Here is a 14,154-nt window from a genome sequence, read left to right as displayed (position 1 = left end):
CTATTCGCACACCGCCCTCCATTTTGCTTCACTAAGGAAACGGAGGCGACAAGTATCCTGACATGGAGGGCGAGTAAAGAAAAGTGACACCTCCGTGTGCGAAAACGGCCAACCCCGTACAGCCGCGACAGCAGCTAGAAGCAATAAAACCCCGCCCCCAAACGTCAGCAGCAACCAAAAGCCCCCAACACCCCCCCCACCCCCTACCCCCCATCCCCCTGTCACGAAATCTTCAAATAAAACCTTGCCGATTCCCCCGCCCCCAACGGTCTAGATCCCAGGAGCATCGACAGCAAACCGTCGGTGGACACAATCGCAGGACCGGTTCGCCAGGCAATACACGCGAGCGGGACTCGCCGAATTTGCTTGACGGGGATGAAAGCCAGAATGGATAAGCGCGTTCACTACAAGAAGATGCCTTCGCGACAGACGGAGCGATTCAGCAGGACGGTACTCACGATCAGGCCCGTGGCCCACGCCATCGCACTGCTCGTGGCGGCGGGCGGGACAATACACAGCGCGCATGCGCAACAGGCGTTCAGCCGCGCCTGGATGGCGCAGAAGAACATGATGCAGGACACGGCCGCTGCAACCGGCCGCCTGCCCAACGGCCAGCCGGCAGCATCGCTGACCAACCCCCTCGCACAGCAGCAACGCGCCAACGAACAACTGCGGCACTCCATCGATAACCTGAATGCGGCGGCGCGCGGCATCGCCGCCATGCAGGCGACGCAGGCGGCGGCACGCCAGGCTGCGATGAATGACCCATCGGTCCCCGACGGCCTGGCAGAAGGCGGCCTGAAKGTGGACACCAACAGCCTCACCGCGGGCTGGATCAATGCGCGGCCGCTGGACAAGGAAACCGGGCAGAAGGTCGTCGACGGCAGGACGCAGGTTGCCGTCCAGCAGACCGCCGACAAGGCTATCCTGAACTGGGAGACGTTCAACGTCGGCAAGAGCACCACCTTGCGCTTCGAGCAGCAGCCGAGCTGGGCGGTGCTCAACCGCGTCAACGATCCGCACGCGCGTCCCAGCCAGATCCAGGGGCAGATCAAGGCTGACGGCACGGTAATGATCGTCAACCGCAACGGCATCGTGTTCTCGGGCAGCAGCCAGGTCAATACGCGCAACCTGATGGCCGCAGCGGTGGGCATGACCGATTCGCAGTTCCGCAAGGGGCTCTACAGCGACGCATTGGGCGCGTCCTATGTGCCGACGCTCGCCAACGACCTGGTCGTGGGCACTGCGACTTCCTCGCATGGCAATGCCACAGGCGACGTGGTTGTGGAAGCCGGCGCGCGGATCGAAACGCGCAAGCCGCAATCGGTGACGGAAGGCGGCGGCTACGTCCTGCTGGCCGGGCGCGAGGCGCATAACCGCGGCACCATCGTGACGCCCGGCGGCCAGACCACGCTGGCGGCCGGCGACAGCTTTATCATCCGCAAGGGCGTGGGCACGGACGCCAACCAGGATTCGAGCACGCGCGGCAACGAAGTCGATGTGCGGCGCAATGCCGGCAACCTGGCCGGGCTCGTCAGCAACAGCGGCTGGATCCAGGCCGCGACCGGCGACATCACCCTGACCGGCGGCAACGTGGAGCAGAAGGGCGTCGCTCTCGCGAGCACCTCGGTCAACACGCGCGGCACGCTGCACCTGAAGGCCACGGGCGACACCGGGAGCCGCGTGACACTGGCGCCCAACAGCGTCAGCGCCATCCTGCTCGACGACAGCAACGCCACGGCCCTGGATGCGCAGCGCGACGCGCTGGTCAAGGATTCCACCCGGCTTAGCGACGGCGCCTACAACCGGCGCGACCAGTCGCTCGTGAAGATCGATTCCAGCGGCGACGTCGACTTCCAGTCCGATTCCATGACGCTCGCCACCGGCGGCCAGGTGATGGTGGGAGCCGTGCGCCGCACGCGCGTGGCGGACCGCGCCGCGATCGACGTGGCCGGCGCCGTGGGCGTCAGCGTGGCGATGGAATCCAACAACGTCATGGTCAACGTGCAGGGCAACGAGCAGCGGGACTCGCCGCTCAACCGCGACAGCAAGCTGCTTATTAACGCCAATATCTGGATCGACCGCCGCACCCTGGTGCGCGTCGCCGCGGGCACCAACGGCTATGCCACCGAGCGCATGTACACGGGCGGCGGCCTGCTGGAAGTCAGCGGCTATCTGAGCACCGGCGGCCACAGCATCGGCGAATGGGCCGCGCAGGGCGGTACGGTGGGCTTCAGCGGCGGCGAACTGGTCACGCAGGCGGGGTCCGGCATCAACGTCTCCGGGGGTTCGCTGAACGTGCAGAGCGGCACCATCAGGCAGACCTGGCTCAAGGGAGCGGACGGGCGCCTGTACAACCTGGCCACGGCGCCCGCGGACAATCTCTACACCGGGCTGTATCGCGGCTTCGAGGACACGCACGCGCGCTGGGGCAAGAACACCACGGAATACTTCCTCAGCCCGCTGATCGCGCCGGGCGAGCGGCTGGAGAACGGCTACACGGTCGGGCGCGATGCCGGGCGGGTGGTCGTCGGTACGCGGTCGGCCGTGCTGGAGGGCAATATCGACGCCACCGTATTCCAGGGCGACCGCCAGCGCAATGCGCCCGACAGCGGCCTGGACGGCTACAGGCAATCCCAGGCCGCCGCGCCGCGTGCCGGCCAGTTGATCATCGGCCAGGTCATGCCGGTCTACGACAGCAAGGGCGGTACGCTGCGCGACAGTCCGCAAGCCGTGGCGAAGCAGGTGGATATCGGCGCCGTGCAACGCATTGCGTCCGGGCTGGCCCTGACGGACGCGCTGCCGGAAGACCTGCAAGGCACGATCCGGTTGGATGCCGGCTGGCTCAACGGGCTTGGCCTGGGCGCACTGAGAGTCTATGCCATGGATGGCATCGCAGTGAGCGGCGACGTGCAGGTGGCGACGGGCGGCAGCATCGCGCTGCACGCCACGCAGGTTGACGTCAAGGCGGGCCTCACGGCGCGCGGCGGTGGCATCGCGCTGGGCAACATGATCAACCGGTTCACGAGCGACGCCGGCGGCGGCTGGCTGGCTGTCCCGGTAACCGTGCCGACGGAAAAGGGCTATGTGCCGGGTGTCATGGTCGGACCTGGCGTCAAGCTGGACGCGCGCGGCCTGTGGACCAATCTCAAGCAGGATCCCACCGATATCCACGGGCTGCCGTACGTGAACGGCGGCACGGTCACGATCAGCAGTAGCGGCGATGTCGCGCTCGGCGCGGGCAGCCTGGCCGACGTGTCCTCGGGCGCGGCGCTGCTGCCGGGCGGCAAGCTCCAGGGCGGGCGCGGCGGCAGCATCACCTTGATGTCCAACCAGAACGACACCGCTGGCAAGGGCTCCGGCGCCCTGCGGATGGATGGCGAGCTGCGCGGCCACGGCGTCAGGGGCGGCGGCACGCTCACCATCGATACCGGCATCGGCGTTGCCATCGGCGGCGGCTTGCTGGCCGACAGCGGCTTGCTGCCGGCGGGTGAATCGGTGTCGGTCAACCTGACCCTGGCGCAGGCCGTCACCCTGGCTGCCGGGACGGTGCTCGCCAGCGATTTCACGTTCGCGTCCGATATCGTCGCGCCAGGGGAGGCGATGGCCGGCAACCCGGGCTTCAGCACGTCGCGCCCGTACACCCTGAAGGCAGCATGGACCGTGCCGCGCGGAACCAACGGTACTTTCTTCATTCAGGACACCAGGGGCAACTTCTACGCCAACGGCAACGTGATCCCCGCGGGTACGGTACTGAACCGCGTGTCCGGCAACATGGCGCCAGGCTACGTGGTGCCCGCGGACGCGTTTCCGGACGGCATGCCCGTGCCGGAGTTCAACATCACGCTGGCGGCCGGCACGCCGCTGCCAAGGCAAGTGGTGCTGGCCGAAGGCACCAGGCTGCTGGCAGGCACGAAGCTGCCGGATGCCGTGGCGGTCAAACCGTTGCTGGTGCTCGACAGCGGCTTGTTCCAGAGTGGCTTCTCACGCTATGCCGTGGGCAGTCACCAGGGCGTGCAGGTGGCCAGGGGCGCCGCGCTGGATGTACTGATGCCGGTGCTGCGCTTTGATGTTGCCGCGGGCCACGCCCTGGCAACCGGTGCCGATCCCGCGGGGGCTCTGGAACGCTGGCTCCCCCCGCTGTGGCAGGAGGACGCGGCCAAGGCCAGGCTGACGCAACGCGGCGGCGCGGACCTCGCGCTTTCCGCGGGTTCCGTCTTCACGCGGGCGCCGCTTGTCATCGGAGAGGGCGCGACCGTCAGCGTCGATCCGGGCCATGCGCTGACATTGCAGGGCAATGGCCAGATCACGATCGATGGCCGACTCAACGCCTGGGGCGGCAACATCGCCGTGCTGCCCGGCGCGCTGGGCACCGGCAGCGACGCGGGCCGTCCCAACGGCATCGCCGATACGATGTCGATCTGGATCGGCAACGGCGCCGTGCTCGATGCCGCGGGCCGCGCCGTTACCGCCGTCGATGCACGCGGGCGCGTCTACGGCCATGTCGGCCAGGGCGGCAAGATCGAGGTTGGCGCGCGCCATGACCTCGACGCCACCCAGGTGGACGCCGCCGATGCCTTCGTCGTGGTGCGCCCCGGCGCGCGCCTGGATGCCTCCGGCACCTCGGCCGTGCTGGACCTGCCCGGCCTTGGCGCCACCACGGTGGCGAGCGACGGTGGCGTCATTGCGCTGAGTTCCTACCGCGGGCTGTTCCTGGACGGCAGCCTGCGCGCGGCGTCCGGCGGCCACGGCGCTGCCGGCGGCACGCTGGCGCTGAGCCTGGAGACGCCCAATTACGGCCCGGTGGCCAACCTGACCGAGAAGGGCCCCGGGGTCGAAGACGCGGTGCGCCTGCCGCGCGAACTGGTGCTGGCGCAAGCGCAGGGCGGCAGTGCCCTGGCGGACGGCTTGCAAGCCGGAGACCGCGACGCGGCCCTCGCTTACGGTACCGCGCGCATCGGCGTGGACCGCATCGATGCCGGCGGCTTCGGCAATGTGGCGCTGCTGGCCAACGGGCTCATCAGCTTCGACGGCAATGTGAACCTGGCACTGGCGCAGAGCCTGCGCCTGACGGCCAGCGCCATCGGCCTCGCGGAGCATGCTGGCGCCGTCTCCGCGGTCAGCATGGCCGCGCCCTATGTGCGCCTGGCCGGCGTTTCCCGCGGCCAGCTCGACAACAGCATCATGCCGAACCCCGCAAGGCTCGCGGGGAAGGTGGCGCCGGTGGCGCAAGGGTCCGCGCTGCGGGTCGAGGCGGACTTGCTGGACCTGGCCGGCACGCTCAGTGCCGGCGTGCGTGGCACCATCAATCGCAACGCGGACACGCCGCTGGAGGTGGAGCGCAACGGCTTCGACGACATGACGCTGCGCAGCCGCGGCGATATCCGCATGTACCGCGCGGCATCCCTGACCGTGCCGGGCAACCTGACGCTGGCGGCCGCGCAGATCTATCCGGGCATGGGCGACAGCGGCACGGTGGTGGTCGGGCAGCGCAACTATGTGAACGAGTGGGGCACTCTGCTGCGCGAGTTCGACCCCGCGCGCCATCTCGATATCCAGCGCGTGGGCGATACGCTGCCGGAGGCGCCGTACTCCGTCTTCGGCCGGCTCAGCCTGAGCGCGGCCACGGTGAACCAGGGCGGCGTGCTGCGCGCGCCGCTGGGCGAGATCAATGTGGGTTCCACGGGCACGGGTACGGTCACCGGGCTGGTCAACCTGCGGCCGGGCAGCGTCACCTCGGTGAGCGCCAGCGGGCTGGTCATGCCCTATGGCGGTTCGCTCGACGGGCTCAGCTATATCCATGACGGCAAGGACGTGGAGTTCAAGGGCGTGGGCAACACCCCGGCCATCACCCTGGCTGGCCATGCCATCGATGTGCGGCAAGGCGCGGTGCTGGACATGACGGGCGGCGGCACGCTGACCGGCGCGGCCTTCCTGGCCGGGCGCGGCGGCTCCGTCGATGCGCGCATGAATCCGCTGGTGCAGGTGGGCGCGCAGGGCGGCTTCACCTTGCCAGACCTGGCGACCAACCCGGTCTACGCCATCGTGCCCGGCGCGCAGGCGGGCTACGCGCCGGTCGTCGCCGAGAAGGGGGCCAGCAACCCCTCCATCGGCCGGCAGATCACCATCGGCGCCGGCGTTCCCGGCCTGCCCGCCGGCACCTATACGCTGCTGCCTTCCACTTTTGCCTTGCTGCCGGGCGCATTCCGCGTCGAACTGAACGGCATGGCCGCGGGCGCGATGCCGGCGGGCAGCACCATTGCCATGCGCAATGGCTCGTACACCACGGCCGCGCAGATGGGCATTGCCGGCACCGGCATCCGCAATGCCATGCCCACGCAGGTCTTCCTGACGCCGGCCGATGTGCTGCGCGCCTACTCGCAGTACAACGAGACCAGCTACGCTGCATTCGCGCAGGCCGAGGCGGTGCGCAACGGCGTGCCGCGCGCCCTGCTGGAGCGCGATGCCAAGACGCTGCGCTTCGACTTCGCCTTGCCTGTGAGAGAAGGCTCGCTTGGCGATGCGCCTGCCTTGCGTTTCGCGGGCAGCACGCTGTACACGCCGGGCGAAGGCGGCTTCGGCGGCAGCGCGCTGATGCTCGGCAACAACGGCGTCGACTACGAAATCCTGGCCGCCGGCACGGCGCCGACGCCGGGCTTCAGGGGCATCTCGCTGCACGCCGCGGACATCAATGCCATCGGCGCGTCGCGTATCGGCATCGGCGGCCTGCCCTCGGTCCGCTACCTCGATCCCATCACGGGCACGCCGCAGCGCGCCAACATCGCCACGTTCGACACCGGCGCCGGGAACATTGTCCTGCGCACTGGCGCTGTGCTGAAGGCCGCCGAAGTCTTCCTCGTGACCAACACCAAGGCCGGCGGCATCGTGGTGGAGCAGGGGGCCGGCATCAACACGCTGGGGCAGGGCAAGGCCGCCTGGGATTCCACCCACGGCTTCATCTACCAGCCCGATGCGCTGAGCGTGCTGGCGGTGTCCAACGGGTGGCTGGACATGCTGGCGCCGGGCTACAGCACCGATCCCACCCGCGGCGCCGGGTTCATCGACATTGGCGCCTGCGCGCCAGGTGCGGCTTGCAGCGGCGTGACGCAGCTCTACTCCGAAGGCACGATCGCCGCTTCCACGGACCAGAGCTTCAACCTGCGAGACGCGGCCCGCTACGGCACGCGCAATCTGGTGCTGTCGGTCGGGGGCGTCAACGCCGGCAGCGAAGCCTCGCTCGCGGCCGTCGCCGCGCGCAACGCGCTGCCCGCGGGCCTGACGCTGAACCAGGGCATCCTGGACCGCCTGCTGAAGGGCGACACCAGCCAGGGCGCACCGGCGCTGGAAAACCTGGTGTTGAACGTGCGCGATGCAGTGCGCTTCTACGATTCGGTGGAACTGTCCACCATCGACCCGGCCACCGGCAAGTCGTCGCTGGAACGGCTGGTGCTGGGCACGCCGGCGATCTTTGGCTATGGCAATGCCGATGCGCTGGCGCGTATTCATACCGATGTCCTGGTGTGGAACGGCTCGACCAATGCGCCGGGACTTGTGGCGGCCAATGGCGCCGGCACCGGCAGCGGCCGGCTGCAGGCCGATGCCCGGCAGATCGAATTCGGCTACGGACCTGGCAGCCGCCCCGACACCATCCACAGCCTGGACCGGCTGATCCTGGGCTTTGGCAACGTCGACCTGAACGCCAGCGAGCGCATCACCGCCAACCACAGGGGCTCGCTCGCGGTCTACCAGTCGCAAGGCGCATGGGACGACGCGCGCAAGGGCTACGCCTATAGTGGCGGCAATCTCCGTCTCAACACGCCGCTGCTGACCGGCCACGCCGGATCGGTGAACAAGATCACCGCCGGCGGCGATATCCGCGTGGCAGCGCCCGCCGGTGCGGCCCCGGTGGCGCTGACCGGCAAGACCCTTGCCGACGCGCTGGGTGCGGAGATCGCGCTCGATGGCGGCAGCGTGACGCTGGACAGCACGGTCTTGCTGCCCAGCGGCAAGCTCACCGTGTCCGCCGAGCGCGACGTGGTGCTGGGCGATGGCGCAAGGCTCGACCTGGCCGGCCGCAAGATCGACTTCTACGACGTCAGCAAATACAGCTGGGGCGGCGATGTCGTGCTTGAAAGCCGCAACGGCGACGTGCGCCAGTCGGCCGGTTCCCGCATCGACCTCTCCGCCGTGGAGAACCGCGCCGGCAAACTGACCGCGCTTGCGCTGGGCGCGGGTGCGGGCACCGTCGACCTGGGTGGCAGCATCCTGGGTGGCAGCAGTGGCCACTACGATGCCGGCGGCACGCTGGTGCCGTTCGCGGCCGGCGGCGCGGATATCCGCGGCCAGCATATCGCCGGCTTCACCGGACTGAACCAGCGCCTTAACGACGGCAAGCTCTTCGGTAGCCGCAGCTTCCAGCTCAAACAGGGCGACCTGACGGTGGGCAGTGAAATCAAGGCCCGCGAAGTCAGCGTATCGGTGGACGGCGGCAAGCTCACCGTGGCCGGCACCATCGATGCCAGTGGCGAACAGGTCGGCAGCATCCGCCTGGCGGGGCGCCAAGGCGTCACCATTGCAGGCGGCGCGGTGCTCGACGCCCACGGCACGGTGCTGCGCGTGGACAGCTATGGCCAGATCATCGAAGCGCCCAACCGCGCGACCATCGAAATCAATGCCGGCACCGGCCGGCTCACCCTGGAAAGCGGCGCGCGCATGGACCTGCGCGCCGGCGCCAACGCGCAGACGCTCGGCACGGTAGACCTCAATGCCCGGCGCCTGGGTGGCGCGACCGGCAACGATATCGACATCGACGCCAGCGGCGCGGTGCGCGTCGACGGCGCCCGGTCGATCTCCGTCAACGGCTTCTGGACGTACCGGGACGCGGACGCCGGCACCGACCTGGCGGCGGATGGCCGTCCTTACCAGGTGATCGACCAGGCCTACCTGGACCGCAAGCACGACGACAGCCTGAAGTTCATGGGCAAGGCGCTGGCCAACGGCGACCTGATGAACCGCAAGCTCGCCGGCCTGCGTGGCTATGCGGACGCCTTCCACCTGCGTCCCGGCGTGGAGATCGTCAGCGCCACGCCCGATGGCGACCTGCATATCGATGGCGACATCGATCTGTCGCGCTACCGCTACGCCAGCGTCAATCCGCACACGCAGCAGACCGGCGTCTACGGCTCGGGAGAATCCGGCGCGCTGGTGCTGCGCGCGGGCGGCAAGCTCAATATCTACGGCAGCCTGACCGATGGCTTCGATGCCTCGGTCCTGCCAGTCACGCCGGACGACCAGGGCTGGGTGCTGGTGAAGGGGCGCGTGCCCTGGGGCGGCGATGTGGTGGTGCCGCACGGCGATCTGGTGACATTGGCGGAAGACACCTTCTTCCAGTCGGGCCGCACGCTCAACTACGACTTGCCGATGAAGGCCATGAGCCTGCGGGCCGGCACGGTGCTGGCGGCACGCGCCACGCTGGCGGCGGACCTGGTGCTGCCGGCGGGCAGCGTGCTGGGCGGCGCCGTGCGCGACGCGCAGGGCAATGTCATCCATGCCGCCGGCACGGTGCTGGCCAGGGACGTGCCGCTGGCCGGCGGCATGCAGCTCGATGCCGGCAACCGCCTGCCGGTCGCGGCCAGCGTGGCCGCCATGACCTGGCCTGCCGGCGTGCCGCTGCCGTTCCCCAATGGCACCATCAAGGACTCGGCGGATCCTGCCTTCAACGGCGTGGTCCTTGCGAGCGCGCTCATGCTGCGCAAGGGCGCGGTGGTGCCGAGCGAAACCGTGGTGAAGCTGCCCGGCGGCGCCACCATGGTGGCGCTGCGAACCGGCGACGCGAGCGGCAACCAGGGCCGCAACTGGGCGCTGGCGCCGATGCTGGCCGAGGGCTCGCAGTCGTGGTCGATACGGCTGGTGAGCGGCGCGGACACGCAGGCCGCGGACACGCGCGCCTTGCAGACCCGCAGCAAGCACGCGGGCATGCTGCTGGCCGACACGCACTACGGGCTGATGCCGGGCAAAGCGCTGGTGCCTGGAACGGGCCTGCCATCCGAGTGGGTGTGGGGTCCCGACGTCGTGAATTATGGGTGGGGCGTGCCGGGCGAGCCCGTCGAGGGCTTTGGCGTTGGCGACGCGATCGGCGACCTGAACAACATTGGCTTGGGCGAACTGGTCGTCAAGGTCAAGGACGGCACCCCTGCCGTGTACAAGGATGAGATGCTGCCGGCCCGCCAGCAGATGTTCAGCGTGCTGCGCACCGGCACGGGCGACCTGGACCTGATCTCCGGCGGCGATTTCACCATGACCTCGCCCTTCGGTGTTTATACCGCCGGGACCCAGTCCGCAAATGTGGGCGCAGCCTACAACCTGCCGCGCGCCAAGGACGTGCCACTCCCCAGCGCGCAGGACGGTACGTTGCTGGGCGCGGACGGTGCGGCGTTCGTGCCGTTCGTCGATGGCGGCGGCCAGAGCATGTACCGCGCCTGGTACCCGGAGCGCGGTGGCAATGTGCTGGTACGGGCCCAGGGCGACGTCAAGGGTGACCTGATCGGCAGCGGTACCAGCCAGCAACGCGACGATGCGATCGGCACGATCCGCGCCCACTACGACAACAGCGCCGTAGGCAACTGGCTGTGGCGCCAGGGTACGGGCAGTGCCGTGGCGGGCAGCGAAGGCGTGCCTACCGCCTGGTGGGTCAACTTTGGCAGCTATGTCGCCGGCCCGCGCTCGGCTTATGAACTGTTCGGGAGCGCGCCGTTCCTGGTCGGGTTCACCGGCATCGGCACGCTCGGTGGCGGCAACCTGGTGCTGGAGACCGGCGGCGACGCCGGCATGCTGTCGCCGCGCATGGATGCGACCGGCATCTATCTGTCGCGCAGCCAGGGCCTGAACCTGGCCGTTGCCAGCACGGGCCGGGTCTCGGCCGATGGCAGGCAGCTCACGCTGACCGGCGGCGGCGACCTGGACATCCGCATCGGCGGCGGCCTGAATCCCGTGGCGGAAGTGCGCGCCTTCGCGTCCCCTTCCGGCGAAATTACCCCGCTGACCCGCTACCAGGGCGTGCGCAGCGACCTCAACAGCACCTTCGTCAACCTGCGCGGCGCGTTGCGCGTGGAGGCCGGCTCGGTGGGCGGCATCGAGTTGCGCTTCGACCGCGCCGACCCGGAAGAGTCGCGTGCCTACGACGTCTACAAGGCCACGTCGTCCATCGCCGGCGGCGGGCCGGTGCTGGTGCCGGGCGACGCCGGCGTACGTATCGATACGCGAGGCGACCTGGTGCTGGGCGGGGTCGGCGACGCTGGCCGGATGACATTGAATACCAATGGCACGCCATTTACCGCCAACGGCATCCGCTACAACGGCGAGGGCTGGAGCTGGTTCTCGCTGTGGACACCGGCCACCGGCATCGACCTGTTCAGCGCGGGCGGCAATATGACGCCGTCCACCGCCGCGGCGGATGACCGGCGCGACAGCAACCACTCGGCCACCGACGGGCGCTTCGTCATGCCGTCGATGCTGCGCGCGGTGGCGGCCAGCGGCAGTCTCTACTACGGCAACGCAAGCACCGGCGCAATTGACGGCACGAACAAGCCGGTACAGTCCGCCACCGCGGTGATACTCGCGCCGTCGCCGGTGGGTCCGCAGTATGCCCGCACCGGCGCGGGCCAGCTGGAGCTGCTGGCGGCCGATTCCATCTATGCCGCCGGCTATGCGGTCACGCAGTCGGGCGCCGATCCCAGGGCCTTGCCCAATCCGTTCAACCCGGCCTTCGTGGGCAGCACCGAGAAGATCCACTACGGGACGCTGAAGATCAGCAACATCAGCCCGGACGGGTTGCCGTCCAGCGCGTTCCTGGCGAACATGACGGCCGCGGGCAGCGGGCAGATCTACCCGCTGTTCAGCCTCACGTCGCCGACAGCCTCGGGCTATGTGGCCGAAGGCCGCCAGCCGGCCCGCTTCTACGCGGTGGAGGGCGATATCATCGGCCTGCGCACCGGGACGATCGTCTATCGCGGAAACAACCTTGGCGCACCAGGCCCGTACAGCACCTGGTATGAAGGCGGGGGGCCGGTGGCGATCCACGCGGGACGCGATCTCGTCAATGCCGGGACCTCGCTGGGCGAGTACGAACTGGCGCCGGAGGGGGCACGCGGATGGTACATGCCGGCCCGCCGCGGAGACGGCACGTTCGCTGAAAAACCCACTGCGGTCTTAGGCGGCAGCGCGCGCGGCAACCTGATCGTGCATGACAACGCGGACGATGTATCGGTGGTCTCCGCCGGCCGCGACATCCGCTACAGCAGCTTCTACGTGGCCGGGCCCGGCTTGCTGGAAGTCAGCGCCGGGCGCGACCTGTACATGGCGGACCGGGCCGAGCTCAAGAGCATCGGGCCGGTCGCAGGCAACGTGACGCCGGGCGACCGCAGCAGCGGTGCCGGCATCGCGGTGGCCGCGGGCGTGGGGCGCAACGGGCCGGACTTCAACGCCTTCGCCGCGCGCTACCTGGACCCGGCCAACCTGGCCGATCCGGGCCGGGCGTTCGCTGGTCAGCCGGGCAAGGCGGTGACTATCTACAGCGGTGAACTGAAGCTGATTGACTGGCTGCGCGCGCAGTTCGGCTACGCCGGCGACGAGGCAGGCGCGCCAGCCTGGCTGCAAGCCAAGCAGGCGGAACTCGACCGCGCGCGCCAGCAAGCGGCAGCCAGCGGCGAGCCCGCCGCCAGGCGCGACCTGCAGCGCGAGTACGGGCTGGCCGGTCAGCTACACCTGGTTAACTGGCTGCGCGACCGTTTCGGCGGCCACAACGGCCTGGGGCTGCATTTCGACGCGGCGAGCATGGACGCGCGTCAGTTCTTCGCCGCGCTGCCGCCGGAACAGCAGCGCGCCTACCTGCGCAATGTGTACTACGCCGAGCTCAAGGCATCCGGCCGCGAATACAACCAGGCGGGCGGCCCGCGCGAAGGCAGCTACCTGCGCGGCCGCGAAGCCATCGCCACGCTGTTCCCGACGCATGACGCGCAAGGCAACGCGCTCGCCTACCAGGGCGACCTGACCATGTTCAGCAGCGCCAACTACTACGCCGACCCGACCTATGCCCCCGCGACCAAGCGGCCGCTGAAGGGCGTCACCTACCTGCGGCGCGACGAGCACAACGCAGCCGGCAGGCCCGCCACCATCGGCGTGTACGACCTGCTGGACGCCGGCATCCACACCGATTTCGGCGGCGACATCAACATCATGACGCCGGGTGGCCGCACGCTGGTCGGCGTGGATGGCGGTTTCGTCCCCGGCGAAGGCTCGGGCGTGCTGACGCAGGGGGCGGGCGAGATCCAGATCTACGCCAATGGCAGCATCCTGCTGGGGCAGAGCCGCATTTTCACCACCTTCGGCGGCAACATCCTGGCGTGGTCGGCGCAGGGCGATATCAACGCCGGGCGCGGTTCCAAGTCCACCGTGGTCTACACGCCGCAGCGGCGTGTGTACGACGGCATCGGCCTGGTCAGCCTGTCGCCGACCACGCCGAACACCGGCGCGGGCATTGCCACGCTCAATCCCATCCCCGAGGTGCCGCAGGGCGACATCGACCTGATCGCGCCGCTGGGCACCATCGATGCCGGCGAAGCGGGCATCCGCGTGTCCGGCAACGTCAACCTGGCCGCGCTGCGGGTGGTCAATGCGGAGAACATCCAGGTGCAGGGCAAGGCGACCGGCATTCCCGTGCTGGCCGCGGTGAACGTCGGCGCGCTGAGCAACGCCAGCGCGGTAGCATCGCAGGCGGTGAGCGCCGCGCAGGACGCGATGCAGCGCGAGCGCACCGCGGCGCGCCAGGGATTGCCGTCGATCTTCACCGTGCGCGTGCTCGGCTTTGGGACGGATGGGGACGATGCCACGCCCAAGGCCAGGGAAGGGGCCAGGGCAGCGCCGGCCAGCTACGACCCCAACGGGGTGGTGCAGGTGCTGGGCCAGATGGAGCTGAGCGAAGCGCAGCTCAGCCAGCTGACCGCCACGGAGCGCCGCAATCTCCGGCGTTGACGCGGGGCGGGGCCCATCCGGATGCGGTGCGCGGGTGGGCCTCGATATGGGCGGGGATACAGGGATGGAGCGACTCGCGCGTAGCGCTGCCGCCGGCCGCGAGCTATCGCCCGGCCTGCTCTGGCG

At 69.3% G+C, this 14,154-nt stretch carries 1 protein-coding gene; it reads left to right on the top strand.

Features of this window, described 5'->3' with window-relative positions; genetic code table 11:
- The first annotated feature begins 387 nt into the window (after positions 1-387).
- Positions 388-14,028, top strand: coding sequence for a filamentous haemagglutinin family protein (locus tag AC1DT6_RS22500; protein WP_477114903.1), 13,641 nt, complete (start codon positions 388-390; stop codon positions 14,026-14,028).
- Positions 14,029-14,154 lie beyond the last annotated feature (126 nt).

The sequence above is a fragment of the Cupriavidus sp. 01L45 genome (assembly GCF_056399885.1).
This window is presented reverse-complemented; position numbering and strand designations above follow the sequence as displayed.